Raw genomic sequence first — 25,433 nt, forward strand, 5'->3', positions numbered from 1 at the left:
AAGGGGAACCGCCGACATGCCGACCTGCCCGAACGGACACCAGTCGGGTTCCGACGACTGGTGCGAGGTCTGCGGTCACCGCATGGCCGGTGCCGTACCTCCGCCCCCGCCGCCGCCCCCGCCCGCGGGCGGTTACGGCTTCCCGCCGCCGCCCCCGCAGGGCGTCCCGCCCGCGCCGCGCCCGCAGGGCATGCCGGTCCCGGAGCCGGAGCTGTGCCCGCAGTGCCGTACGCCCCGTGAGGGCGGCGCGCCCTTCTGCGAGGAGTGCCGGTGGAACTTCCTGACCAACACGGCCACCTCGTACACCCCGGCCGCGCCGGCCGCGCCGCGCCCGCCGCAGGCGCGGTTCCAGCCGCCGAGCGCGACCTACGGCGCCGGTGACGGGTACGAGTACCAGGGCTCGCGGCCCTCGCAGATGAACCGGCCCGCCGAGCCGATCCCGTCCTTCGGCAGCGAGCCGTCGGGCCCGGCGCCGTTCGGCGGCCCGGCCGGCCCGCAGACCTCACCCGGCCCCTCGGGTCCGCCCGCCCCGCCCGCGTACGGCGGCAACCCGGGTGCTCCTTCCGGCTACGGCCCCGGGCCCGGCCAGGGGCAAGGTCCCGGCCAGGGCCAGGGTCCCGGTGGCCCCGCCGGTCCGCCGCCCTTCGGGCGCGAGCCGTCCGGTCCCGGCGCACCCTACGGCCGTGAGCCCTCGGGTCCCGGTGTCCCGACTCCCCCCGGCCCGCCCCAGGGCGGCCCCGGCGCGCCCGGTCCCGCCGGCTTCGGCGGCGACCCCTCGCGTCCGGTACCGCCGCCGCCCGGCATGACCCCGCCTGCCGGGCCCGGTGGCGGCCCCGGTGGCGCTCCGCAGGCGTACGCGCAGCCAGCTCCGCCCGCACCGCCCGCGTTCCCGGGCGAGACCGGCCGGCCCCCGGTCGGCGGTCCGCCCCCCGGTGGCCCCGCCTTCGGCGGTCCCTCCTTCGGCGGCGCTGAGGACGACTGGGTGATCTCCCCGCCGTCGTCCGCCCATCCCGGCGGCGGTCAGCACGGCGGTCCCGGCGGCGGTCAGCACGGCGGTCCCGGCGGCGGTCAGCACGGCGGTCCCGGCGGCGGTCAGCACGGCGGTCCCGGCGGCGGCTACGGCTACCCGCAGCCCGCCTCCCCTCAGGCCCCGCCCCCGCCCGGCCCCGGTTTCCCGCAGCAGCGGGCCACCTGGACGGCGACGATCGGCCCGGACCGCGACTACTTCATGGCGATGATGCAGCGCTCGGGGCCGGAGGCCGCGGGCCTGAACCTGCCCGCGTACTCGCCCGAGCAGCAGCGCACGCTCGACGGCAACCAGCTCACCATCGGCCGCCGCCGGCACTCCACCGGCGACACCCCCGATGTCGACCTGTCGGTGCCGCCGGAGGACCCGGGCGTCTCGCATCAGCACGCGGTGCTGGTGCAGCAGCCCGACGGCAGCTGGGCGGTCGTCGACCAGAACTCGACCAACGGCACCACGGTCAACATGTCCGAGGAACCGATCCAGCCGTTCGTGCCGGTGCCGCTGCAGGACGGGGACCGGGTGCACGTGGGCGCCTGGACGACGATCACCGTACGGCGGGCCTGAGCGAGGCCCGGGGACGGGTCACGGCAGGGGCCAGGCGTACGGCCCCGCCGGCTCGTCCAGCCAGGCCCAGGTGCGCTCGCCGCCGACGGTGACGCCGTACCGCTCGCGCCCCGGCATGCCCTCGCGCTCCCACAGCGCGCAGGCCTCCCGCGGATCGAGGGTGCCCCGGGTCAGCGCGAGCAGGAAGCGGAACGTGTCCTGCTCGCGGACCCGGCCCGGCAGCCCGGCGAGCGAGACGCCCTCCGGCTCCGTGCGGCCCGCGCCGCGCAGCGGTACGAAGTAGGCGGCCGTGTCGAGGAAACCGCCCTCGGCGTGTGCCCCGTCCCGGACCGTCAGCGCGAGCAGGCCGGTGGCCAGCGGGGTGAGGATCCGGGCGCCGGGGCGGCACTGGGCGAGCCAGGCGCGCGGGACGGTGGACAGCTCACAGGTGGCGATGATCCGGTCGAAGGGGGCGCGTTCGAGCACCCCGCGGGCACCGTCGCCGGTGACGACGACCGGATGGAAGCCGGCCGCGTCCAGATGCCGGCGGGCCGACTCGGTGATCTCCGGTTCCAGGTCGACGGTGGTGACGAGGTCGTCGTCGCCGAGCCGGTGGGCGAGCAGGGCCGCGTTGTAGCCGGTACCGGCGCCCACCTCCAGGACCCGGTCGCCGTCCTCGACCGCCAGCGCGACCAGCATCCGCGCCATCAGGGAGGGCTGGCTGCTGGAGGAGAGCAGCTCGCCGTCGCGCAGCCGGGTGGCCAGCGGCACATCCGCGTAGGCGCCGCGCAGCCAGCGCTCGCGGGCCCGGCGCCCGGGGCCCTCGCCCCAGCGGCGCTCATAGCCGTGCCGTCCGGCGACGTAGTAGTACGGCACGAACAGATGCCGGGGCACGGCCGCGAACGCCTCCCGCCACACCGGGTCCCCGGCCCAGACCCCCTCGGCGTCGATCTTCCGCACCAGCGCGGCCCGCTCGGCGGCGGCCAGCAACTCGGTCTCGGTGTCGTACACACCCGTCCCCATGGCTCCACAGTAGGGGCGGGCCGCCCCCGCGAGTCCTAGGGCCTGTCCGGCGGATCAGGTCGCGGGAAAGTGGCGGTGCCTCATCGGCGCAGGTGAGCGGGGGCTGGTGCGTCGAGCTGCAAGGCGGAGGAGGGAGTCGACGCGGAGCGTCGGCGAGTGACGACAACGCCGCAGATGGGCGTGCCGGCCCCCGCGTCCGCGACAGGATCCGCCGGACAGGACCTAAGGCTTGAGTCCTCGGTCACCCGGTCTGAGACCATGGGGGCGTGAATGAGATTCGGCGCGGCACGCTTCAGGAGCAGACCTTCTACGAGCAGGTCGGCGGGGAGGAGACCTTCCGTCGGCTCGTCCACCGTTTCTACGAGGGGGTCGCCGAGGACCCGATCCTGAAGCCGATGTACCCGGAGGAGGACCTGGGCCCGGCCGAGGAGCGGCTGGCCCTGTTCCTGATGCAGTACTGGGGCGGCCCCACCACCTACAGCGACAACCGTGGCCACCCGCGGCTGCGGATGCGGCACGCCCCGTTCACCGTGGACCGCGCGGCGCACGACGCCTGGCTGCGGCACATGCGGGTCGCCGTCGAGGAGCTGGGACTCTCCGAGGAGCACCGGACGACGCTGTGGAACTACCTGACGTACGCGGCCGCGTCGATGGTGAACACACCGGAGTGAGCCTCGACTCCCGCCGCTGAAGGTCGAATTCCGCATCGCCCGAAGGGCTGAAACGGGGCGAGTGACGGGGCGAGTGACGGGGCGGGTTCAGCGGACGCTGACGCCGAGCGTGCCGAGCCCGGCGCGCCGTACGACGACGGAGCCGTACGGGGTGCGCAGCCTGAGCCACGCCCCCGAGGAGAACAGCCCGGTGTCGGCGGGATCGCCGCCCGGCCGCAGGAAGCCCAGGGACTGGGCCGCGTGCACGGCCCGCACCGGAAGCCCGGTCCGGCCGATCTCCCGGGACCAGATGTCCCGCCCGATCCGGTCCAGCTCCGCGCGGGTACGGCCCTCGTGCGCCAGCTCCCCGGTACGCGAGCGGAACTCGGTGACCGCCGCGGCGACGGTCGCCCGCAGCGCCTCCGGGACGGGCAGCCCCGGCTCGGCCTGCCAGCCGCCGCGCGGCGGCAGCACACCCGCCCACGGCGGACCGGTGACCGCGGCGGGCACCTGCGCGGTGGCCGCGCGCTCGTCCACGGACTCCAGGAGCTGACCGGCGGAGACGGTCACGTCGAGGGTGGCGTCGAGCCCGTTCTCGTACGGCTTCGCCAGCCGTACCGCGCGGACGGCGAGCACCTCGAAGGACGGCGGGCGGCCGAACACGGCGAGTGCCGTGCCGACCGCCTGCAGCCGCACCGCGGCTCCACGGTCGTAGTGGAGCAGCCGGGAGAGGAAGGCGGCGAGATCGGCCGCCTCCGTCTCGTCGGCCAGGTGCAGCACCGTCATGCGGCGACGGCCTCCTCGTCGGCGGTGTCATCGGCGTTGTCCGTGTACCGCTGGAGGAACTCCCGCTCCTCGGCGGTGATCCGGCGCGGCCGCTGCGCCTCGAAGTCGAACGGGACGACCACGGTCCGCGCCTGGACGTAGATCACGTCCGGGTCCTTCACCTCGTAGGAGACGGTGAAGGACGCGGCCCTGATCTCCGTGACCCACAGCTCGATGTCCACGGGCGTGGGCCGGTGGGTGAGCTGGCGCCGGTAGTCGATCTCATGGCGCGCCACCACGGACCCCTGCTTGGACTCCGCGCCCCTCAGGGACGTGAAGTCGATGCGGGCCTCCTCCAGATAGCGGAGGAAGATCGCGTTGTTGACATGTCCGTACGCGTCCATGTCCGACCAGCGCAGCGGGCAGCGGTAGATGTGGCGCAAGACCGATCAGCCCCGGGTCAGCTTCTTGTAGGTGGCGCGGTGCGGACGCGCGGCGTCCGGACCGAGCCGCTCGACCTTGTTCTTCTCGTACGACTCGAAGTTGCCCTCGAACCAGAACCACCGCGACTCACCCTCGTAGGCGAGGATGTGCGTGGCGACACGGTCGAGGAACCACCGGTCGTGGGAGACGACGACGGCGCAGCCGGGGAACTCCAGCAGCGCGTTCTCCAGGCTGGAGAGGGTCTCGACGTCGAGGTCGTTGGTGGGCTCGTCGAGAAGCAGCAGGTTGCCGCCCTGCTTCAGGGTCAGCGCCAGGTTGAGGCGGTTGCGCTCACCACCGGAGAGCACACCGGCCGGCTTCTGCTGGTCCGGGCCCTTGAAACCGAAGGCGGACACATACGCGCGGGACGGCATCTCGACCTGACCGACGTTGATGTAGTCGAGCCCGTCGGACACGACCTCCCACAGCGTCTTCTTGGGGTCGAGGTTCTCGCGGCTCTGGTCGACGTAGGAGATCTTGACGGTCTCGCCGACCTTGATGTCGCCGGAGTCCGGGGTCTCCAGGCCCTGGATCATCTTGAACAGCGTGGTCTTGCCGGCGCCGTTCGGGCCGATGACGCCGACGATGCCGTTGCGCGGGAGGGTGAAGCTCAGCCCGTCGACGAGGACCTTCTCGCCGAAGGCCTTGTTCAGCTTGTCGACCTCGACGACGACGTTGCCGAGCCGCGGGCCCGGCGGGATCTGGATCTCCTCGAAGTCCAGCTTCCGCATCTTGTCGGCCTCGGCGGCCATCTCCTCGTACCGGGCGAGACGGGCCTTGGACTTGGCCTGGCGCCCCTTGGCGTTGGAGCGGACCCACTCCAGCTCTTCCTTGAGCCGCTTCTGCCGCTTGGCGTCCTTCTGGCCCTCGACCTTGAGGCGGGTGGCCTTGGTCTCCAGGTACTTCGAGTAGTTGCCCTCGTAGCCGTGCAGGCGGCCGCGGTCGACCTCGCAGATCCAGCCGGCGACGTTGTCGAGGAAGTACCGGTCGTGGGTGACGGCCACGACGGTGCCCGGGTACTTGGCGAGGTGCTGCTCCAGCCAGTTCACCGACTCGGCGTCGAGGTGGTTGGTGGGCTCGTCGAGGAGCAGCAGGTCGGGGGCTTCGAGCAGCAGCTTGCAGAGCGCGACGCGGCGCTTCTCACCACCGGAGAGGTTGGTGACGGGCCAGTCGCCGGGCGGGCAGCCCAGGGCGTCCATGGCCTGCTCCAGCTGGGCGTCGAGGTCCCAGGCGTTGGCGTGGTCCAGCTCCTCCTGGAGCTTGCCCATCTCGTCCATGAGCGCGTCGGTGTACTCGGTCGCCATCTGCTCGGCGATCTCGTTGAACCGGTCCAGCTTGCCCTTGATCTCGGCGACACCGTCCTGGACGTTCTCCAGGACGGTCTTCTCCTCGTTCAGCGGGGGCTCCTGCAGCAGGATGCCGACGCTGTAGCCCGGCGACAGGAACGCGTCGCCGTTCGACGGCTGCTCGAGACCGGCCATGATCTTCAGCACGGTCGACTTACCGGCACCGTTCGGGCCGACGACACCGATCTTCGCTCCCGGCAGGAAGCTCAGGGTGACGTCGTCGAGGATCACCTTGTCGCCGTGCGCTTTGCGCGCCTTGCGCATGGTGTAAATGAACTCAGCCAAGAGAAACCGTCCGGCAGCTTGAAATCTGGCAGTGGGCAGATACAACCCATCTTGCCTGACCGCCAGGCCTGGATGGAAACCCGTATCGCCGGGGGGCTGTGACCTGGGGCTTCGTCGGCTCGCCGGGGTGGGGGCGCGCGTCGTTACGGGCGGCGGTGCGAGGGGATCATCACCCTTTGCTCATGAGCAGCCACCCACTTGTCGTCGTGGAGGCCCCGGACGGCCGGGGTCTTCGGGTCGTGCGTGTCCGAGGGGAGAGGGTCGGCCGGGCCTGGTCGCCTCGCGGTGCGCGAAGGCTTCTGCGCCGGGCGGGCCTGCCCGCGGACCTCGACCTCGACGACCCGGGCCAGGTCCGCTGGGTGGCGGACAGGTCCTGCTGGCCGGACCGCCCCGTGCGAAGACGCGCCGCCGGCGTGCTGATGGCGCTGGGGCTTCTCGCGTCCGCCGCGGTGTTGTCATACGTGGGCATGTCGGACGCGTTCAACGCGCTGGCGTACGGGGGGCGCGTGGTCGGGGTCACCTTCGTCGCGGCGGCGCTGGCGGAGGCGGTCGCGACGGTGGCGGTGGCCGACTACTGGGGCAAGAGGGCCTCGCGCTACTCGGGCGCGGCCGTCCTGGTGGGCGTCGCCACGGTGACGCTCACGAACCTGATGTTCCTGATCACACAGATCCAGGGTGGCGACTACACCCCCTTCCTCCTGCTGTGGATCGCGCTGGTGCTCTGGGTGGTCTGGTCCCTGTGGACGCTGACGCGGCAGGGGGTGTGGCGGCAGATCCCCCACCCCAAGGGCGTCGCGCTCGGTGTGGTGGTGTCCGGCGCCGTCGGACTCGCGAGCCTCGCCTATTCACAGATGTACGTTCCGTACTCCACGCCCGTGCGCATTCCTTTCGGCGTCTCGTTCGGCGACCCCACCCTGAGCGCGGACGGGACTGTGCTGCATGTTCCGGCGCATGTGGAGTTCCGTAATGCCGGTTCGGTGCGGATCTCCCTCGTGGGAACCATGTGGACGGTGCGGGGATGGCCGACCCGGTTCACGGAGAAGGGCACGAGGGCGGATGTGTGGAAGCGGGAGTTGTTGAATGACGACGAGACGGTGAGACACGTCGTGTACGCGCCGTCCCGCATGCTCGGCACGGGGAGGCTCGCGGAGCCGGGGGACTGGCTCGATCCCGGGGACGACGTCTCCGGCGACTTCGTCGTCGATGTGCCGCTGAGCGCGGGGTTCGGGCGCATCGAGGCCGGCGCGAGCGTTTCCTTCATCCGCGCCGATCGCGGCACCCTGGGGAACGACTACGCCGACTCGGGCGAGGCCTCCTGGGACACGGAGCACGCGGGCGAGAGACATCTCCGGGACGCCCCGGACTGGGTCGCGAACCAGGGGGACGACTTCATTCGCTATTCCTCCAAGGTCTATCACAGCAGCGAAATGCTGAACCTGACACACCGTACGGACTATGCGACCGCATGGTCGGTCCTCCGTCAGTGGTACGAGGGAGCCGATTTCGCCAAGGGCGACACCTCTCCCGAACTGGTCGTCACCATCTCGCGGGACCGGAAAGGAGTCGAGCACCTCAGCGACTCGGAGCAAGCGCCCTACGGAATGAAGACGGAGGACCGCTGGACGGAACGCACGGTGGACCAGCTTCTGAAGGCGGCGAGAAAGTGACCGGGTGATGACGCCCGACGAGGTCAGCTGTCCGGCTGTTCGCGTTTGCGGTGGAGGATCAGGACCGCGCCGCCGATCACGACGAAGCCGATGGCCACTCCGGCGATCAGCGGGGTGATCGCGGAGCCGCCCGTCGCGGCGAGGTCGGTGTCGGGGGCCGCGCTGCCGCCGACCGTGGCGGGGCCGGGCTCGTTGTGGGCCTGGGTCGTCTGTGTCGTGATCGCGCCCTGCGTCCGGCAGTCGAGGACACCGGTGAAGCGGCGGCTGAAGCCGTGCGGCCCGGTGATCGTGAAGTCGTAGGCCTGGTCCTCCTGGAGCGGGATGGTCACCGTGCGGACGGCACCCGCGGGGATGGTGTGCTCGACGCCCGTCAGCTCGAAACTGAAGGGCTCGTCGCCCTTGTTGGCCGCGATGATGTCCACGCCGCTCTTCGCGCAGTTCTTGCGGGCCGAGACCGCTGGTATGGCCCCCTCGGGCGCCCAGGTGGCGGTCGCGGTCGCGGAGACGGTGGACTCGCTGGAGCCGGCCAGTATCTGGGTCTGGCTGCGGCTGTCGGAGGCGAGGGCGCGGCCGACGGGCACGGTGGTCGACGCCTGCACGGTCAGTTGCGCCGCGCTTCCCGCGCTGCCGAAGGTGTGCGCGGGGCCCGCGGAAGCGTCCTCGGGGATGTCGAAGTACAGCCGGCTGCCGTCCTTCGCCGAGTTGATCGCCTTGCCGGTGCTGTCGGTGATCTTGACCCCGCTGGTGGCCGCGTCCGCGGGCGGACTCACGGTGACTCCGGCCGCGTTGGTGTGCACGGTCACCGGGCCGAGCAGGTCACCCGGGCGGCCGGAGACCGCCGGCGGGTCCAGGGTGAGCGAGGCCCGCGGTTCACCGAGGTCGCGGGCGCTCTTCTGCAGATAGTCGGCGAGCTTCTCGGCCTGCGGGTCGACGGCGTCGACCTTGACATGGTCGGAGTAGCGCCAGATGGCCACCTGGGTGCCGGCCGCCGCGTCCTGCTCGGTGAGCGTGCCGGCGCCGGCCCGGTGGGCGAGCGCGGCGAGGTCGTTGACCTGGGGGTAGGAGTTCTGCAGGATCCAACGGATCTTGCCGGCGTCCTTGTTGGCGCCCAGCGAGGTGCCGCTCCAGGACGTCTCCTGGTAGCGGGCGTCGCGCTGGGTCGGGTTGTGCAGATCGACGCAGTACGTCTGCAGGGCGCCGCCGCCGTCGACGGACATCTCGAACAGGCCCGCCGCCACCCGCTGGTCGCCGCCGTCCTCGTGGATCACGGCCTCGCCGTAGGTCTTCAGGCCGTTGATCGTGGCCGTCGCCCCGCCCGGGGTCTGCGGTGTCTCGTCGGCCGCGGCCCTGCCGGCACCGGACAGCGCACCGGCTGCCACGAGACCGGAAACCGTCGCAGCGGCGGCCAGGCGCGCCGCTCCGGCGGAACGGCGGAACCCAGAGAACGCAGAATGCACAGAATTCCCCTTCGAGCAGGACCCGTTGGACATGGGGGGCGGTCCCACCAGCAGAATCGACGACCCCCCGAGGGGCACGCCCGGCATCCTATGGATCAGTCGCAGCCTCTCCCGCCGGTCGGATGATCCGATGGGCGATCCGATCCGCAATCGTTATCCCCGGGACCGCCCATGAGCTGCGCAAATCGACAAATCCACCCGTTCGCAGCGGGCGTTCGGCGACCGCGCCGGGACCGAACGGCCGGGACCGGCGCGTCCCTCGGCCGCTGATGTCATGTCACCACTGCTGGTTCCGGGGCCTGTTGAGCCACTGCCCCGTCCGGTGGACCGGCGGGGCGCGGTGTCTCCCAGTCGGGCTCCGGCCGGGCCGCCGTGAGCGCCGGTTCCGGCCTGGCCGTGCGCTGGAAGGCGGCCGTACCGCGGGCGAGGTCGTGGCCGACCGTCACGGCGTCGATATCGGCCGACGCCCGCTGCTGCTGCCCGTCGCGCACCTCCGTGCGCACCTTCAGCCGGCCCTGTACGACAAGTGGCTGGCCCACCTCCACGCACGCCGCCACGTTCACCGCGAGCTGCCGGTTGGCCCACACCGTGAAGAAGTTGGTGTGTCCGTCCGTCCAGACGCTCTTCTCCCGGTCCCAGTAGCGCGCGGTCACCGCGAGCCGGAACCGGGCCGACGGTCCCGCCGCCGACTCCCGGTACACCGGCGGGGTCGCCACGTTGCCCACCACGCAGACGATCGTCTCGTTCATCTCCTTGCACTCCCCTCCCCCGCCCGGCCCGCGACGGCCGGGCGGACACGCGTACGGGCCCGTCCCGTACGGCTGTGTCTGCCGTGCCGGCGCGTACGACCGCCGTACGCGCCGGCACGTCCCGGCGATCGCGCCTGCCGTCCGCCGTCCCTCCGGCCGGACCCGCCGTGCGATCGCCGCGACCTCAGACTGCCTCCGCCGGGCCGGGCCCGCCGAGCCCTGTGGACACCCCGCCCACCTGTGGAAATCCCCGTCACCCGGACGAGTGATCCGCGTCCCCCGCCACCGCCCTCACCCCCCGGTGACCACGGCCGACGTCCCTTTCACGCCCCCACGGTCACGGCCGTGGCCCGCACCTCACGCCCCCGACTCCCCCCATACACACGTCCACCCCGAACGATCGCGGCCGGCCTTCGGCCCGCGCGCCGCCCGGGGTGGCCGCCTGCCGCCGTCAGCTCACGCCCACCCCCGCGCCGCTCCGCACGACCCGCGCGTACTGCTCGCGCACCTCCCGATAGCGCAGCAGTTCCGAGGCCACCGGATCGAGCACCCGGGCCCGGCCGCAGCCGGCCGCCGCCTCCCGCAGCCGCCGTTCCGCCTCCTGGCCGTAGCGCCGGGCCGGGCCTCTGGCCGCCATCCGGCAGCTCCACTCCACCAGCGGCCCGCCGATGATCCCGCACACCATCAGCAGCACCGGGACACCGAGGTTGGGGCCCATGACACCGGCGATCTGGGCCGCCAGCCACAGCCCGCCCACGATCTGCAGCAGGGTCATGGCCGCCTGGACCAGCACCGCCACCGGCCACCAGCCCGGCCGCGGCGGGCGGCCCGGCGGCATTCCGGCCCGCGCCGCAAGCTCGTCCAGCGCCTCCGACAGACCCTGTGCGCCGCGTACGGCCGACTCGCGCACCGCCAGCGCCCACGGCCCTGGCAGCCCGGCCGAGGCCCGGTCGGCCACCGTACGGACCGCCTGTTCCACGCGCTGGCGTGCCGTGATCTCCTCCTCGGCCTGGGGACGTGCCGCATGGCGGCCCGTCGTGGCGTCGCCGCGCCCCTGGTACCAGCGCCACAGCCGCAGCCAGGGCGTGCCGCAGGCGCGCCCCGCGTTGCGCAGCCAGGCCCGCTCGGCGGCATCGCCCGCCGCGGTGGCGCCCACCGCGTCCGCGAGCCGCGCCGCGAACTCCTCGCGCGCCTCCTCGCTGAGGCCGACCCGCCGTTCGGCGGCGTAGACGGGCCGCAGTCCGGTCGCGGCGGAGTCCACGTCGGCCGCGACCCGGCGGGCCGCCGCGCCGCGCTCGGCCACGAACTGGCCGAGCGCCTCGCGCAGTTCGGTGACGCCGTCGCCGGTGAGCGCGGACAGCGCGAGCACGCTGGCACCCGGGTCGCCGTGCTCGCCGAGCGCGATGCCGTCCTCGTCCAGCAGCCGCCGCAGGTCGTCCAGGACCTGGTCGGCGGCCTCCCCGGGCAGCCGGTCGACCTGGTTGAGGACGACGAACATGATCTCGGCGTGGCCGGCCATGGGCCGCAGATAGCGCTCGTGCAACACGGCGTCGGCGTACTTCTCGGGGTCGACCACCCAGATCACCGCGTCGACCAGTTTCAGGATCCGGTCGACCTGTTCACGGTGCTGTACGGCGGCGGAGTCGTGGTCGGGCAGGTCGACCAGGACGAGCCCACGCAGCTCCCCGTCGTTGTCCGGGTTGTGCGCGGGGCGGCGGCGCAGCCGGCCCGGGATGCCGAGGCGGTCGATGAGGCCCGCCGCGCCGTCGCTCCAGCTGCACGCGATGGGGGCGGCCGTGGTCGGACGCCGTACGCCGGTCTCCGAGATGGCCACGCCGGCGAGGGCGTTGAACAGCTGCGACTTGCCGCTGCCCGTGGCGCCCGCGATGGCGATGACGGTGTGCCGGCCGGAGAGTTTGCGGCGGGCGGCCGCCTCGTCCAGGACACGGCCCGCCTCGGCGAGGGTGCGGTTGTCCAGCCGGGTGCGGGAGAGGCCGACGAGTTCGCGCAGGGCGTCGAGCCGGGAGCGCAGCGGGCCGTCGTACGCCAGCGGGGGCGGCGGGTTGCTGCCCTGGCCCCGGCTGTCGGCCTCGCGTTCGGCGGCGAGCACGGCGGCTCCGGCCTCCGTGACGCGCCGGGCGATCAGGCCGTCGTCCCAGGCCTCCGCGGAGTCGGAGTCGGAGTCGGCGTCAGCGTCGATGCCGGTGCCGGTGCCGGTGCCGCTGGCGGCTCCGGTGTCGATGCCAGCGTCGGCGGTTCCGCGCCGTGCGGATGTCTCGTCGCTGGGGCCGGGTTGCCGGGGCGGGCGGTGCGACGGACGCAGGCGCGGAGCGCTGTCCGCGTCGACGCCGGCGGTGGCGGTGGCGGTGGCGGGCATGTCCCGGCCCACGTCCCGGTCCGCCACGCGCGCGTCTCGCTCAGGGAGCGCATCCCACTCACGGAGCGCTTCCCACGTACGAGCCGCTTCGTTCGCCGATTCGCCCCTCGCTTCGTACGTCGCTTCGTACGTCGCTTCGTGCGACGGGCCCCTCGTCGCTTCGTCCTCGGTCCGGTCCTCGGGGGCGGCGGCGACGGGGTCGATGAGTGCCCCCGCGCCCGGGGGCAGCGGCTCCCCGAGAAGGTCGGCACGCTCTCCGGGGTTCATGACCTCGGAATTCATGTGACCGCTGTGCTCAGTAGGCGCCATGTGGTCGGTGTGCTCCATGTGGTCCTGATCGGTGGCGGCCTTCACCGGTCACCTCTCCTTCTGCAGTACGGACAGGGCGGCGATGAGTTCGGCCTGGGGCGCGGGCTGGATGTCGAAGGCCTCCAGCGCGGCGAGGCGCCGCTCGCGTTCGGCGTGCATGACTCGGTCCACGTACTCGGTCAGCAGGCGTCCGGAGCGCTCACGCAGCCGCAGCGCGCCCTGGGCGCCCATCCGGTCGGCGAGCCCCTCGCCCGCGTTGCGCGCCCGGCGCCCGCCCAGCAGCGCGGTGGCGACGACGGCGGCGACGATCTCCGGATCGGGCGCGGACGTCCGCTCCAGCACCCGCACCTCGTCCTCGGCGTACTCCTCCATCTCGCGCCGCCAGCGCCGTACGGCGAGGCCGATGCGGTGCTCGGCGCTCTCCAGGGACAGTCCGCGGTCGGCGAGGCCCGGGGCCTCGGCCGCGGGCTCATGACGCCAGGCCTCGTCGATGCGTTCGTCCGCCGCGGTGACGGCGCACAGCAGCAGCGCGGCCAGGCTCTCCACAAGCGCGTCGAGGAGTTCCGCGGGGGTGCAGTCCAGGGGGAAGGCCCGCCAGCGTTTGAGCGCGTCCCCGGCGAGCACGGCACCGGACTGCAGCCGGGCGCGCACACGCGCGTGCTCGCCGTCGTAGGCGGTGTCCACGGCAGAGGTGAGCCGGAGGGCGGCCGCGTACTGGGCGGCGGCGGAGCTGGCCAGCTCGGGCATCCGGGACTGGAGCGAGTCGAGCAGGCCGTACGCCGTACGGGCGATGACGCGCTGTCGGGCGGCGGTGTCCTGGGCGTGATGGACCAGCCAGTTCTTCAGCGGCGCGACGGCGGTGGCGGGCAGCATCCCGGCGCCCCACGCGGACTCGGGCAGCTCGGGCACCGTGAAGCGGGGTACGTCACCGAGGCCGGCCTTGGTGAGCAGGGCGCCATACTGCCGGGAGACCTCGGAGACGACCTGGTGGGGCACCCGGTCCAGCACGGTGACGAGGGTGGCGTCGTACTCCTTGGCGGTGCGCAACAGGTGCCAGGGGACGGCGTCGGCGTAGCGGGTCGCCGTCGTGACCATGATCCAGATGTCGGCGGCGCAGATCAGCTCGGCGGCCAGGACACGGTTGTCGGCGATGAGCGAGTCGATGTCGGGGGCGTCGAGGAGGGCGAGCCCGCGCGGCAGGGTTTCGGCGGTCTCGATGCGCAGCACGCGCGTGGGCTCCTCGCGGGCGGGCAGCAGCAGGTCGTCGACCGGGTCCTGCTCGGCCGACCACACGCGGGTCAGCTCGGGGAGCACGCGCATGGCGCCGAACCAGTGATGGTCGTCGGGATGGCAGACGAGGACCGGGGTCCGGGTCGTCGGCCGCAGCACGCCCGCCTCGCTCACGCGCCGCCCGACGAGGGAGTTGACCAGCGTCGACTTCCCCGCGCCGGTGGATCCGCCGACGACGGCCAGCAGCGGCGCCTCGGGTTCCCGCAGGCGGGGTACCAGATAGTCGTCTAGCTGTGCGAGAAGCTCGTCGCGGTTGGCACGCGCACGTGCGGCCCCGGGCAGGGGCAGCGGAAAGCGTGTGGCGGCGACACGATCGCGCAGAGCGGAGAGTGTGTCGAGCAGCTGAGGCCGTACGTCCAAGGTCACCACATGCGAAGAATGCCCAACTTTAGGGGAATTCTGAAGCATATAGACATGTCTGCGTGCCGAGAGGACGGAACGGACGGAAGGAACCATTGGGGCACGGGCACAGTCCAGGCATAACGAGTGCACAACACCCGGTGCGTCGGACGCCAAAAGCGATGCACGAATCGCACCTGCCTGCGATTATCAGGACCGCTTCACCGAACCTCCACATCGAGCCACGGAGGCGAAGCAGCGGGGTCAAGGAACCGGGAGCCCTATCCTTGTCCCCGGGCCACGTCACGGGTCAGCCCGGCCAGGGCATCCCGCACGAGGCCGCCACACCAGGCCCCCGTAGCTCAGTGGATAGAGCAGGCGCCTTCTAAGCGCTTGGCCGCAGGTTCGAGTCCTGCCGGGGGCGCCCACTGTCCGCCCTCCTTCGGGAGGGCGTTCTCATTGCCGCGCAGGCCCCGGGGCAGCCCGGCGAGGGCGCCCTGGCCGCGGCTCTCGCCGGCGGCGACACGGAGGAGTTACCGGCCGGCAAGCGACTTCGCCTCCGGTACGGCCCTTCCCTGACTGCCTCCGGTACGGCTCCCTCCCCGACCGCGGGCCCCGGACCCAGGGGTCAGGGCCCCGGACCCCGGGCCGCGACGCAGCAAAGCGCCGGACCCTCCCCCTCGGTGTTCGCGGGGAGGGTCCGGCGCTGTCCGGCTGTCACCGGGTCGCGGCGGGACCGCGGACACACCGTCCGCGTGCCGCCGCAGCCGCACAAGTCCGGCGTGCGGCGCCGCCGGTCAGAGTGCCTTGCTGTTGCAGCCCATGTCCGAACCGAGGTTGGTGGGCTGCGCGCCCGGGGAGCCCTCGCCGTTCAGCAGGTTGCCGGCCAGGCCGTTGACGGCGCCGACGCTGCCGAGCACATTGATGTTCATGTCGTGCGAGCGGCACTCGGTGGCCTGCGTGACCTCAAGGTCATGGCCCGGCTCGCCGTGCGCGAAGGCGGTGTTGACGCCGAGGGAGCCGACACTTCCGAGCATGGCGCCCACGAGGACGGCCTTGTGAAACGTGCGCATTGCTTCTCCGTTGGTCGAGCGGATGCGATCTGCTGGCAGATCGATTGGGGCGGCGAAGGATCGCCGGAGGCGGTCAGCCGAGTCGGGGCAGCCCGAGCGAGCCGACGGGAGGCGCCGCGACCTGCCCGAGGCCGAGCCCGGGCGCCCGCGGCGTGTCCGGTGCGAGCAGCGGGTTGATGAGCGGGTTCACCTGCGGGTTCACCGAGGGGTTCACCTGCGGCGCGACGTGCGGCGGACCGTCCGCGGCGCCGAAGGTCTGGGGCATGGCGACCTGCGGGGCGACGCGCGGCATGACCTCCGGCGCGGACTGCGGGCTGACCTGCGGCATGACCTGCGACTGCTGGGGGGCCGGCGCGCTGTACTGCGGGGCGGCGGACTGCTCCGGGCCGCCGTACGGCGAGTTCCCGGCCTGCGCGGTGCCCCCCGACGAGGCCGAGGCGGAGGCATAGCCGGCCGGCGCCTGCGGGGGCGCGGGCGGCGGCGGAGGCGGCGCCTGCATCATCGGCGGGGAGTACGGCGGCGGAGCCTCGACCTGTGCGAAGCCGCGCGAACGGGCCTGCGCCATGGCCTGCGGACCGGGCGGCGGAGGCGGCGCGTACTGGGGGTACTGGGGCGGCGCGTACTGCGGTGGCGCGTACTGGGGGTACTGAGGCGGCGCGTACTGCGGTGGCGCGTACTGGGGCACCGAGTACTGGGGTGCGGGGTACTCGGGAGCCGACATTGGAACGGCACCGTATCCGACGGGAGCGTCGGCATGGCTGACGCCGGCGCCGATGGCGGTCAGACCGCCGGCCGCTGCTGCGACAACAGCGGCCTTGTGAAGCTTGCGCATGAAACCCTCGGCCCTTCGAAACCTGAACAGGAAATCCGTTGTATTCAGCGCAGTCTCACGTGCGCCCAGTCTGATGTTCGTACTGCGCCTTTGCGGGGGTAACTACTGGGCTGCACACGGACTCACGCCGGAGCCGACAGCGAATTTCCTTGCCCCTCCGTGATCCATGATCGCTGCCCTCTCCCAGCTGGCAACGAACTTTCCCCCGTGCCGGTCACGGGACTTGAAGCACCGTCACCCATTTGCCATTGACGGCCGGAAGTCCGCGAGCATGATTGCAGAGACATCCGGAACGCGGCGGCGTGGCGCACAAGGCCTGGGGCAAATGGGTGATCAGACCCCGGCACACCGTATCCGTACCCCTCTTCCCTCGTTCCCCATTGGGTCAGAGCGATGGTCCGCCGCAGCCGCACAGGTCACCGAGAAAATCTCCAACTGCACTGGCTCATCAGCATTTCGACACGTTCCGTGCACAGGTCAATGAAGGGCCGAGGGTTTCATGCGCAAGCTTCAGCAAGTCGCGCTCATCGTCGCAGCAGCCGGCGGTCTGTCCGCCGCCGGTGCCGGCCCCAGCTCCGCGGTCGCCCCCGCCTACAACGGCGGCTATCCGCCCCCCGTTTCGCAGCCGGACGCGCAGGCCTCCGCCGCGACCTCCGCCCGGGCCACCGCACAGACCTTCGGCCAGCAGGCCCCGCAGGGTCCGCAGCGGGGCGCTGAGGTCACCCCGCAGGTCAACCCCGATCTGAGCCCGCAGATCAACCCGCAGATCAGCCCTCAGGCCGCCCCGTCGCAGAGCAGCGACGCGCTCCAGAGCAACCTCTTCCGCCCGTCCCAGGAGTGCAGCCCGCAGGCCCTGTTGGGTGCGAACGTACCGGTCGCACTGCTCGCCGCCGCCGATACCCACGGCATCGAGTGCAGCCAGGGCAACAACCAGTCCAACGTCCTCGCGCACTCGTCGTCGAACGCCCTCGCCCAGGCACGCTAGGACCGGCCCCAGGGCACCTGACAACCGCATACCGACGCCCGACGCGGGCCCTTCGAGGAGCGTCCTCGAAGGGCCCGCGTGTGCGCGCTGCGGCTTTCGGGTGCTTTTGCCAATAGATCAAGAAACCGGCGCGTCGCTGTCCGTTTTGGGTTATTTCCTATTAATCTCCCGTAACTGTAAGAACGCGATCTGCCACAGATCGCAACCCCTTCACACTCCACCGGAGATGACATGCACAAGCTTCGCAAGGCTGCCGTCCTGGTTGCCGCAATCGGGAGCATCGGACTCGTGGGCGGCACGGCGCACGCGGGCGGACAGGAAGGCGGCGGCAAGGGCGGTGACCACGGCGGTTTCAGCGTCCTGCAGAGCTCCAACTGCAAGTCGCACGACCTGAACCTGGACGTCCTCGGCGAGGTCGGCATCCTCAACGGCCTGCTGGGCAACGCGCTCAACGGCGAGGGTGACCCGGGCGCCCAGGCGACCCACATCGGCTCGACCATGGGCTGCAGCAACAGCGCCTTCTGAGGCGCACGGCCGCCCAGGCGGCCAGAGCGGTAAATGATCCCGGCATCGGACCTCGGGCCCGATGCCGGGACTTTTTTTATTCTGCATATCTTTTATTCTACATATCATTAGTCTTTGCATATCATTGAGCGTTCGGAGTGAAGAGAATTACCAAATTCGGCGCGCCGTGTTTGTCTTCGGATATTTCCTATTAGCCTCCATAACCGTACGAAGTCGATCTCTCACGGATCGCATCCCTTCACTTCCACCGGAGAAGACATGCACAAGCTCCGCAAGGCTGCCGTTCTGGTCGCCGCTCTCGGGAGCGTCGGACTCCTGAGCGCCGGCGCCGCACACGCCGATCAGGGGATGGGCGGCAAGGGCGGAGGCGGCGGCTCCCGCTTCAGCGTCCTGCAGAGCACCACCTGCAGGTCCCACGACCTCAACGCCGACGTCCTCGGCGAGGTCGGCATCCTCAACGGCGCGCTGGGCAACGCGCTCAACGGCGAGGGCAACTCCGGTGCGCAGGAGTCGCAGCTCGGTTCGAGCATGGGCTGCAACAACAGCGTCGGCAAGTAACAAGCAGGCAGGGCCCGTCGGTCTCGGCGGGCCCTGCCGCCGAACATGAGAATGCCGGACCGGGACGATCCCGGTCCGGCATTCTGCGCTTCGCGCCTCAGAACCGGATGTGCGGCTTCTTGAAGCCCTTGAAGCCCTTGAAGCCCTTGGGCACCTTGACCACGTTGTCGCACTCCACCACCGGCCCGACGTTCTTGGCGCCGCCGGCCAGCAGATCGTCGTCGGGTCCCACCACGCGCGGCCGGTCGATGACCGCGCAGTCCTGCGCCTGCTTGAGGATGTGCTTGCCGCGCTTGTCGATGCGGACTTCGCTCTTGCGCACGCAGACGGTGTCGCCCTGGGCGGTGGTCCTGCAGTCGCCCTTGGGGCCGTCGGCGTGCGCGTGCGCGGCGCCGACACAGATCACCGCGAGACTTCCGACGAGCCCTGTGACGGTCGCAATCTTCTGCGGAGTGAACATGCGCTGCGTTCCTTTGCACTGGAGGCCCGGGTGCCCGTCGTTGACCGACGTGCACCCGGGCCTTGGAGAAGGTCGAAAGTGGGGACCCGGCGCCTGGACGCGGTTCCGGGTGCGTCCGGCGGTGGCATTGCCGCAGCCCGGACGCACACCCTGAGGGGGTCTGCCGCGCGTCCGGGCTGCCTTCGCCATGGGGTATTACTCAGCACACCGGTGAACCGTCCGAGTCGGTCCGGTACAGGGACGTACAGTTCGTACGATGTGCATATCGCGTTCCAAATGAATGCCGATGCGCTACGACATGAATGCCGATGCGCTACGACCGCTGCACGCGCTCACACCCGCGCATCGTGGACCTCGTTGGTCTTACTGGTCGTTGCCGGGGGCGCCACCGCCGCCGTTGTCACCACCGCCGTTGCCGTAACCACCCTCCTGGGGAGCGGGGTCGTCGTGGCCCTGCGGCTGGCCCCCGTACGGGCGCCCGAAGGTGCTGCCGTACGTGGCGACGGCGTTGGCCGACGAGTTGGCCACAGCGGTGATCTCCTGCGGGGTGTGGTCGTCGTAGCCGCCGGCGAAGCTGACACCGACGCCGAGGGTGGACAGACCCGCGAGCGTCGCCGCTACGACCGCCGCACGCTGAAACTTACGCATGATTGAGCCTTTCTTGCCCGGGCACGCAGCCCTGGTTGACTACCTGGAGTGAGCATATACACACAATAGGTAGCAAATCGGGCATTTTTGGTCATGCGTCGTGTCGACTTACGGCTCCGGTCTGCGTCACGGGGTTCGCCGGGAGATTCCCGCCCGAAGGCTCAATCGAACAGGCCGGAAAAATCTGATTTACCGTCGCCCTTGTCACGGGGCGGCGCGGAACAGGTCACTTCGGGGCCGTACTTGATGGTGCCGTTCCCCAGCGCGGCGGGAAGGGTGAGCGGCTGCATCGGCGTGCAGGTGTCCGAGTGGGGGATGTACCCGTCCTCGGGGATCTCGCCCTGGACCCGCTGGATGCAGGTGACGCCGCCCTGGAGGTCGCGCTTGCAGCCTCCCGGGTCGGCCGCGGTGGACGCGTGGGCGAAGCCGACGCAGGTCACGGCGAGGCCACCGAGGAGCCCCGAGACTGCCGCGATCTTCTTTCTACTGAGCATGTGATGCGTTTCCTTTGCGGGGATCGCCCGGGCACCGTGCGCCACGAACCGGCCGTGCCCGGCCTCGATTTCGTCCTGGAGAGCCGGGTGACCGGCCGAGCGTGCGGGGAACCCTTCGGAGGGTGACCCGAAGGGTTCCACGGAAGGCGTCGCGCGTGATGACGCCGTCGGCCTCAGCCGGTGAAGGCGTTGTTGAACTGGCCGCAGGTGGTGTCCAGGGTCTGCGACAGACCGAGCACGCTGACCGGCAGGCTGCCGTCGGCCACCGTCTGCGGGCTGCACTCCTGGTAGGGGCGGTACATGTCGTTCACCTCCAACCCGCGGCCACCATGGGCGAAGGCGGTGCCGGCACCCGCACCGACGCCGGCCAGACCGCCGGCCGCCACTGCTGCGATCACGACTTGCTGAAGCTTGCGCATGGAACCCTCGGTTCTTCCTTGCTTGGACATCGGGGCTGATTGCCTACCGTGACTGAGCGAACACTACCAGTAGCGATACACCGTATTCCACTTTGCCGGATATCCGTGTCCAAAAGGGGACATGAACACCGGGGCTTTTCCCGATGACCCCAACTACCGCCATGACATGGGGAGTTGCCCTTCGGCGCGCCAACGGGAATGTGGGACACGGCAGTTGTCCGGCGGTACTACGAAAAGGTCGGCTCCGTGGCCAGGACGCGATTGTGCGCGGGCACGGACACGATGAGATCGCGCAGTGCCTCGACGTAACACCGCATGTTCTTGTAGGCGATGTCGGTGTCCGGGTAGCGGCAGGCGAGCCAGAACCCCTCGTGCAGCCGGGTGATCCAGACACACACCTGGTCGCCGTACGACACCCGGAGCAGACCGTAGGCCTTCTGCTCCAGCCAGCTCTCCGCGCCGGGGACGACGCGGGCGTCCACGTACGAGACGATCGAGTACAGGTCGGGCGAGGTCGGGCGGAAGTCGGCGCCGAGCAGCCGCAGTACGCGCGCCAGCGGAATGCGGGCCAGCTGCCGGTTGGCCTGCAACTCGGTGCGGACCGCGGCGAGTGCGCCGTCGAAGTCCCGTGCCGCGGGCACCTCGATCGGCGCGCCGCCGACGTACCAGCCGACCGAGTCCGACCACGCGGACTTCACCCGGGTGTGGAACGGCACGACCGTGCGGTAGACCGGCTGCCCGCCGAGCTGGTGCACGATCAGACTGGTCGCGGCCAGCACGCCCACCATGCTGCCGCCGTAGGGCCGGCAGTAGGTCTCGAACGCGGCGGCGACGTCCGCGTCGACGAGCGGCTCGCGCATCAGCTTCTGGGCGGGCAGCGGGCCACCGGGGCGCAGACCGAGGTCGACGGGGAAGTCCGGCAGGGTGCCGTCGCCGCGGGCGATGAACTCCCGCCAGCGGGCGACGATCGCGTGTGTGTCGTCGATGCCGTCCGCGTTCGCCCGTTCCAGCTCGCAGAAGTCGACGTAACTGCCCACGGACGCCTCGGTCAGGGGCCGGCCCGCGGCGGCCGCCCGGTAGAGCTCGTGGATCTCGTCCGGGATGCGCTGCAGGGAGTAGGCGTCGACGTTGGTGTGGTCGAACGCCAGGTACACGCTGGTGGAATCGTCACGGACGACGGCCGCGTAGATGAAGTTGGGCCAGCCGAGCGCGTCCGCCGCGACATCGAACCGGTCCTGCAGATAACGGATCAGGGTGTCCGCGTCGGTGAAGTCGCCGATCACCTCGCGGTGCAGGGACACATCGTCCTCGTCGAGCGTGAACCGGTGCATGTCGTCGCCGGCCCAGCGAAAGCCGCTGCGCAGCGTCTCGTGCCGCAGGGTCCAGCCGCGCAACGCCTGTTCCAGTGCGTCGAGATCGGCCCGGTCCGGCAGGTCGAAGGCCGTGCCGATCCACGTCGGCACGAACAGTCCGTCCTCACGCACCGAACGCGCGGTCCTGATGTGCGACTCCTGGATGTACGCCGGTGGCCGCGGATCCGGCGGCAGCGCTGCCGCGGTCGCGACGGTCGCCGGGCTGAACGTCCACTCGACGAGGCGTCCGGGCCGCACTTCACAGCGCTGAATGTCAGAAATTCGCACAGGGGCGTCTCCTTCGCAGAAGACTCAGACTTGGTCAACGGAGAGCCGTGCACCGGACGGATGTTGCCGTGTCGCCGGCTTTTCAGCGGGACGTGTGACGTCTCGAACGGCAAAGCGAACGGCGGGGAGAACGGTGAACGGGCAGGACCGCGGTCGGAGTTGACGGACGGGGTGCACGACATGGGGGAAGGGCCCCGGCACCGTGAGCGCCGGGGCCCTTCGGGGATCCTCGCGGCCTCACTCGTAGCGGTAGACCCCGCTCATGTCCTCCAGGTCGTCCGGGGTCACGTCCCACGGTGGCAGCCGGTCGTGCCGGGCCACCACCCGGTCGTGCTGGGCACTGCGCTCCCCGGGCGGCGTGGCCGGAAGGTAGCGGTGCTCGCGGTACCGCTGCTGCCAGCGGACCCACTGCAGGTCGACGAAGGCGTGGTGCAGCCAGAACACCGGGTCGTTGACGGCGGCGCCGCCGACCATCACCCCGCCGATCCAGCGGTGCACCCGGTTGTGGTTGTGCCAGGAGACCTTGCCCCGGCCCTGTCCCCACCCCTCCAGCTTGTTGCGGAAACCCCGGGTGACCGTCGAGTCCCAGGGCGCCGTGTCGTAGACCGGGTCGGCCATCGCCACCTCCACGTCCTGCGCGGTCGGCAGCTGGATCGGGTCGCGGGCACGGCCGAGGTCGCGGGTGAGGTAGCGCCGGTCGGTGACGTTCTCGGTGAGCCTCCAGTGGCCGGACCGGTAGGCGAACGGGCCGTTCATCACCTGCTTGTCCGAGCGCCGTCCGTTGCCGCCGAGCAGGTCGTCGGTCCACGGCACGGAGGTGGGCGTGCGGTCGCGGGTCCAGTCCCAGTACGGCACGGTCACCGAGTCGTCCACCCGGCGCAGCGCCCGCTCCAGGTCCAGCAGGAGCTTGCGGTGCCAGGGCAGGAAGGAGGGCGCCATGTGGGCGGTGCGCAGGCCGCTCTCCCCGTCGGGGGTGTTGAAGTCGATGTGCATGCGCACGAACTCGTCGTACTCACCACTCCGTTTGACCTCCAGCAGGGCGCCCACGAACCGTCGCCGCTCGCCGGCGGTCAGCCTGTTGACGTTCTTACGCGTGTACGCCATGCCCGCCTCCCGTGTGCATCGGCCCCTCACCCATCGGCCCCGGTGCCAGGTCGTGCAGTTGCTCGTCGGGGCCCAGCTCGTCGACCGCCGCGCGGGCCGCGGCCAGCGGGGTCGGGTACGAGCGGTAGTGGTCGACCATGCTCAGCCAGCTGCCGTCGGCGCGGCGCATCAGATGCAGCCGGCGGCCGTCGATCGTGACCTCCCACAGAGCGCCGCCGCCACCGCCTACGGCCCGGTGGGCCGCGCGGACCTCGACGCCGCGGATGCGGCGGCCCCGGTAGGTCTCGTCGAAGGCGTTGGCCCGCCGGCCGTCGTCCGGGGCATGCTCGTCGCGCCCGCAGGCCGCGACCGCGGGGGCGAGTGCCGCGGCGACGGCCGAGGAGAGCAGTCCCCTGGTCACGTCCCGCCGTGTTCTGCCCTGGGGCCGCGCTCCGTCCGCGGCCGGCACGGAGTGCCGTCCGCCCGCCGGCGCTCCGCCGACACCTGGAACCATCGTTCACTCCTCGTCCGGTTCGGTTGTCCGAGGCGGTAACAGCCGGACGGCACTCGCGGTCACCGCCGTGCGGCCGGACCGGTGACCGCCGTACCGGTGACATGCGCCGGCCGGTGGCGGAGTACCGGCGGCCTCAGCCGGTCCAGAAGTCCCACCAGCGGGTCAGGATCAGCATGCCGACGACCCCGGTGTGCAGCAGCGGCAGCACCCAGGTGAACTCGGCGAAGAACGCCCGCAGCGGGGCCGGCGCGGGCAGGAACCGGTGGCGTACGGCGAACGAGGTGACGTACCAGAACATCAGGATCGTGGCGACCCAGGCGAGAGCGCACCACAGGCACAGCGCGCCGATCCGGTACAGCGACTCGAACTGCAGCCACGACACGAACCCGATCCCGAACAGACAGCCCGCGTCGAAGGCCAGCCAGTACCAGCGCGGGAAGGCGGCGCCCGCGAGCAGGCTCATGCCGACGCAGATCACGATGCCGTAGGCCACGAGGCCGAGCATCGGGTTGGGGAAGCCGAAGACCGCGGCCTGCGGGCTCTTCATGACGCTGCCGCAGGACACCACCGGATTGAGGCTGCAGCCCGGTGTGAAGCCCGGGTTCTGGAGCAGCTTGAACTTGTCGAGGGTGATGACCCAGGAGGCCAGCAGTCCGGCCGCGCCGGTGAGCACCAGGAGCAGCGCGAAGCCGCGGCCCGCGCCCGTCGTCCGGTGCGCGCTCACCCGGTCAGACACCCGGCAGTGAGGGAGGCGGGGGCAGGGCCGGCAGCCCGGGCAGGTTGGGCACGGCCGGTCCGCCGGACAGCAGCACGGCGGCGAGGCAGCCGACGAGGCCGGTCAGCACCGCGGTGACCGCCGGGGCGGCCTTGCTCGCGTCACCGGAGGTGATGGCCTTCGGCAGGGCGTCCAGCGCCTTGGTGAGGCCGGCGAGGGCGTCGCCCGCGAGGTCGGCCCGCTCCTTGGCGCCCGGCGGCTTCGGCGCGGGCTTCGTGTGCGGGGCCGGCTTCGTGTGCGGGGGCTGCCAGCCCGGGGCCGGTTTGGTGTGCGGGGACAGCGGGCCGGCGGCCGGTGCCGCCGCGGTCACCTTGGCGATGGCGTCCTTGGCGGCCTGGACGAGCGCATCGGCCTGGGCGGTGGGCAGCTGTCCGTTGTCGGCCTTGAGCACCGCGCTCAGCAGATCGCTGACCGGGGTGAGCACGATCCCGAGGTTGGCGAGGAGCTGGACCTGTACGAGGAGCGCGTCCGCGCCGGGGACGGGCGTGTGGGCGGTCGCGTCGACGCGTTCCCGGGTGGAGTCGGCCGCGACGGCGGCCGGGCCGGTGGCACCGGCCAGAAGGGTGACGCACAGCGTGGTGCTCGCGATGCGCCGGACGGGCAGACCACCCATGGGGGGTTCCTTTCGGTGGTGCGCAGGATCTTGTGCCCACCGTGAAATCGCCCTGCACCGTCTGCAACCGGTCGGGCGTGCCGGCTGTCCGACCATCCGTCAGAAATATTGGTTCGTGCATGGTCAGACGTCTCGTCACGGCCATCCCGGTGATTCGGCGCCCCGGCCGCCCATTCGGGACCGAAGCCTGCCGTGATTCACCCTGCCGGACCCAGAGAACGGGCTGCTCACCCCGTCTTTGAAAGTGAAACGGCAGGCGGTGACGGCCGCGTACGCGGAGCGGATCGAGGCCCTGTACCGCGGGTGAGTCCCGGCCCCGGCTGACGGGCATTCGGGTGAATTCTCCGGCGATTCACGTGCCACCATTTCCTCGGACCTCCATATTTCGTTCACAGTCCGCTAGTGGTGGCATGTGTGATCGTGCCCCCATTTCAACTGGCTGCAGAGCCGGCATTCGATCCCTCTGAGAGGAAACAAAGAGTGCGACAGACCCTGACCAAGGGA

Annotated in this window: 25 protein-coding genes and 1 tRNA gene; 7 read left to right on the forward strand and 19 right to left on the reverse strand. The window is 71.3% G+C overall.

Features of this window, described 5'->3' with window-relative positions:
• Positions 1–16 precede the first annotated feature (16 nt).
• A complete protein-coding gene (locus IE277_RS04390) occupies positions 17–1,591 on the forward strand; it encodes an FHA domain-containing protein (protein ID WP_189948614.1) in 1,575 nt (524 codons plus the stop codon).
• An 18-nt stretch (positions 1,592–1,609) separates the two neighbouring features.
• On the opposite strand, the gene IE277_RS04395 is transcribed toward IE277_RS04390, so the two are convergent.
• Complete coding sequence (locus tag IE277_RS04395) at positions 1,610–2,593, reverse strand: methyltransferase domain-containing protein (protein ID WP_189948615.1); 984 nt, start codon at positions 2,591–2,593, stop codon at positions 1,610–1,612.
• 266 nt (positions 2,594–2,859) lie between these two features.
• On the opposite strand from IE277_RS04395, the gene IE277_RS04400 reads away from it, so the two are divergent.
• Positions 2,860–3,264, forward strand: coding sequence for a globin (locus IE277_RS04400; RefSeq protein WP_189948616.1), 405 nt, complete (start codon positions 2,860–2,862; stop codon positions 3,262–3,264).
• Positions 3,265–3,351: 87 nt separating this feature from the next.
• Here the strand turns inward: IE277_RS04400 and IE277_RS04405 are convergent, their stop codons facing one another.
• From IE277_RS04405 to ettA, 3 genes are read right to left on the reverse strand one after another with little or no spacing between them, the layout of a single operon-like run.
• Positions 3,352–4,029 (reverse strand): DUF8185 domain-containing protein, encoded by a 678-nt coding sequence (locus tag IE277_RS04405; RefSeq protein ID WP_189948617.1) that lies wholly within the window; start codon positions 4,027–4,029, stop codon positions 3,352–3,354.
• The gene (locus IE277_RS04410; protein WP_189948619.1) at positions 4,026–4,451 is read right to left on the reverse strand and encodes an acyl-CoA thioesterase; all 426 of its coding nucleotides are present in this window, start codon (positions 4,449–4,451) and stop codon (positions 4,026–4,028) included. The genes IE277_RS04405 and IE277_RS04410 overlap by 4 nt, the downstream gene beginning before the upstream one ends.
• Before the next feature lie 6 nt (positions 4,452–4,457).
• Positions 4,458–6,122 carry an energy-dependent translational throttle protein EttA gene (gene ettA, locus IE277_RS04415; RefSeq protein WP_189948621.1) on the reverse strand — a complete coding sequence of 555 codons (1,665 nt, stop codon included), beginning with the start codon at positions 6,120–6,122 and terminating at the stop codon, positions 4,458–4,460.
• Positions 6,123–6,304: 182 nt separating this feature from the next.
• On the opposite strand from ettA, the gene IE277_RS04420 reads away from it, so the two are divergent.
• The gene (locus IE277_RS04420; RefSeq protein ID WP_189948623.1) at positions 6,305–7,789 is read left to right on the forward strand and encodes a hypothetical protein; all 1,485 of its coding nucleotides are present in this window, start codon (positions 6,305–6,307) and stop codon (positions 7,787–7,789) included.
• A 23-nt stretch (positions 7,790–7,812) separates the two neighbouring features.
• On the opposite strand, the gene IE277_RS04425 is transcribed toward IE277_RS04420, so the two are convergent.
• The 4 genes from IE277_RS04425 to IE277_RS04440 form a co-directional block, all read right to left on the reverse strand.
• A complete protein-coding gene (locus tag IE277_RS04425; RefSeq protein WP_189948625.1) occupies positions 7,813–9,279 on the reverse strand; it encodes a Cys-Gln thioester bond-forming surface protein in 1,467 nt (488 codons plus the stop codon).
• A gap of 239 nt (positions 9,280–9,518) precedes the next feature.
• On the reverse strand, positions 9,519–9,995 hold the full coding sequence (locus IE277_RS04430) for a single-stranded DNA-binding protein (protein WP_189948627.1): 477 nt from the start codon (positions 9,993–9,995) through the stop codon (positions 9,519–9,521).
• A 451-nt stretch (positions 9,996–10,446) separates the two neighbouring features.
• A complete protein-coding gene (locus IE277_RS04435) occupies positions 10,447–12,726 on the reverse strand; it encodes a GTPase (RefSeq protein ID WP_308433349.1) in 2,280 nt (759 codons plus the stop codon).
• 3 nt (positions 12,727–12,729) lie between these two features.
• Positions 12,730–14,340, reverse strand: coding sequence for a dynamin family protein (locus IE277_RS04440; RefSeq protein WP_189948629.1), 1,611 nt, complete (start codon positions 14,338–14,340; stop codon positions 12,730–12,732).
• A 321-nt stretch (positions 14,341–14,661) separates the two neighbouring features.
• Between IE277_RS04440 and IE277_RS04445 the strand changes: the two genes are divergently transcribed.
• Positions 14,662–14,734, forward strand: a tRNA-Arg gene (locus tag IE277_RS04445).
• Positions 14,735–15,107: 373 nt separating this feature from the next.
• Here the strand turns inward: IE277_RS04445 and IE277_RS04450 are convergent.
• Positions 15,108–15,383, reverse strand: coding sequence for a hypothetical protein (locus IE277_RS04450; RefSeq protein WP_189948631.1), 276 nt, complete (start codon positions 15,381–15,383; stop codon positions 15,108–15,110).
• A gap of 73 nt (positions 15,384–15,456) precedes the next feature.
• The gene (locus tag IE277_RS04455) at positions 15,457–16,215 is read right to left on the reverse strand and encodes a hypothetical protein (protein ID WP_189948633.1); all 759 of its coding nucleotides are present in this window, start codon (positions 16,213–16,215) and stop codon (positions 15,457–15,459) included.
• A gap of 499 nt (positions 16,216–16,714) precedes the next feature.
• On the opposite strand from IE277_RS04455, the gene IE277_RS04460 reads away from it, so the two are divergent.
• The 3 genes from IE277_RS04460 (at position 16,715) to IE277_RS04470 (ending at position 18,283) form a co-directional block, all read left to right on the forward strand.
• Complete coding sequence (locus IE277_RS04460; protein ID WP_189948635.1) at positions 16,715–17,200, forward strand: hypothetical protein; 486 nt, start codon at positions 16,715–16,717, stop codon at positions 17,198–17,200.
• Positions 17,201–17,431: 231 nt separating this feature from the next.
• Complete coding sequence (locus IE277_RS04465; RefSeq protein WP_189948636.1) at positions 17,432–17,725, forward strand: hypothetical protein; 294 nt, start codon at positions 17,432–17,434, stop codon at positions 17,723–17,725.
• 258 nt (positions 17,726–17,983) lie between these two features.
• The gene (locus IE277_RS04470; protein ID WP_189948638.1) at positions 17,984–18,283 is read left to right on the forward strand and encodes a hypothetical protein; all 300 of its coding nucleotides are present in this window, start codon (positions 17,984–17,986) and stop codon (positions 18,281–18,283) included.
• A gap of 97 nt (positions 18,284–18,380) precedes the next feature.
• Here IE277_RS04470 and IE277_RS04475 read toward each other — a convergent pair whose 3' ends face one another.
• The 9 genes from IE277_RS04475 to IE277_RS04515 all read right to left on the reverse strand — a co-directional run bounded on the left by IE277_RS04475 (position 18,381) and on the right by IE277_RS04515 (position 24,929).
• Positions 18,381–18,743: a hypothetical protein gene (locus IE277_RS04475; protein WP_229880588.1), complete on the reverse strand. Its 363-nt coding sequence runs from the start codon at positions 18,741–18,743 to the stop codon at positions 18,381–18,383.
• Positions 18,744–19,106: 363 nt separating this feature from the next.
• Positions 19,107–19,391 carry a hypothetical protein gene (locus tag IE277_RS04480; protein WP_189948639.1) on the reverse strand — a complete coding sequence of 95 codons (285 nt, stop codon included), beginning with the start codon at positions 19,389–19,391 and terminating at the stop codon, positions 19,107–19,109.
• Between the two features lie 161 nt (positions 19,392–19,552).
• On the reverse strand, positions 19,553–19,885 hold the full coding sequence (locus IE277_RS04485) for a hypothetical protein (RefSeq protein WP_189948641.1): 333 nt from the start codon (positions 19,883–19,885) through the stop codon (positions 19,553–19,555).
• 173 nt (positions 19,886–20,058) lie between these two features.
• Positions 20,059–20,304 (reverse strand): hypothetical protein, encoded by a 246-nt coding sequence (locus IE277_RS04490; protein ID WP_189948643.1) that lies wholly within the window; start codon positions 20,302–20,304, stop codon positions 20,059–20,061.
• 227 nt (positions 20,305–20,531) lie between these two features.
• Positions 20,532–21,944, reverse strand: coding sequence for a condensation domain-containing protein (locus IE277_RS04495; protein WP_189948645.1), 1,413 nt, complete (start codon positions 21,942–21,944; stop codon positions 20,532–20,534).
• Between the two features lie 237 nt (positions 21,945–22,181).
• Positions 22,182–23,048, reverse strand: coding sequence for a tyrosinase family protein (locus IE277_RS04500; protein WP_189948647.1), 867 nt, complete (start codon positions 23,046–23,048; stop codon positions 22,182–22,184).
• Positions 23,032–23,541 (reverse strand): tyrosinase family oxidase copper chaperone, encoded by a 510-nt coding sequence (locus IE277_RS04505; protein ID WP_189948650.1) that lies wholly within the window; start codon positions 23,539–23,541, stop codon positions 23,032–23,034. The genes IE277_RS04500 and IE277_RS04505 overlap by 17 nt, the downstream gene beginning before the upstream one ends.
• Before the next feature lie 133 nt (positions 23,542–23,674).
• Positions 23,675–24,265 (reverse strand): vitamin K epoxide reductase family protein, encoded by a 591-nt coding sequence (locus IE277_RS04510; RefSeq protein ID WP_229880591.1) that lies wholly within the window; start codon positions 24,263–24,265, stop codon positions 23,675–23,677.
• 4 nt (positions 24,266–24,269) lie between these two features.
• Positions 24,270–24,929 (reverse strand): hypothetical protein, encoded by a 660-nt coding sequence (locus IE277_RS04515; protein WP_189948654.1) that lies wholly within the window; start codon positions 24,927–24,929, stop codon positions 24,270–24,272.
• Positions 24,930–25,433 lie beyond the last annotated feature (504 nt).

The sequence above is a fragment of the Streptomyces alanosinicus genome, assembly GCF_014650595.1.
GTDB lineage: Bacteria > Actinomycetota > Actinomycetes > Streptomycetales > Streptomycetaceae > Streptomyces > Streptomyces alanosinicus.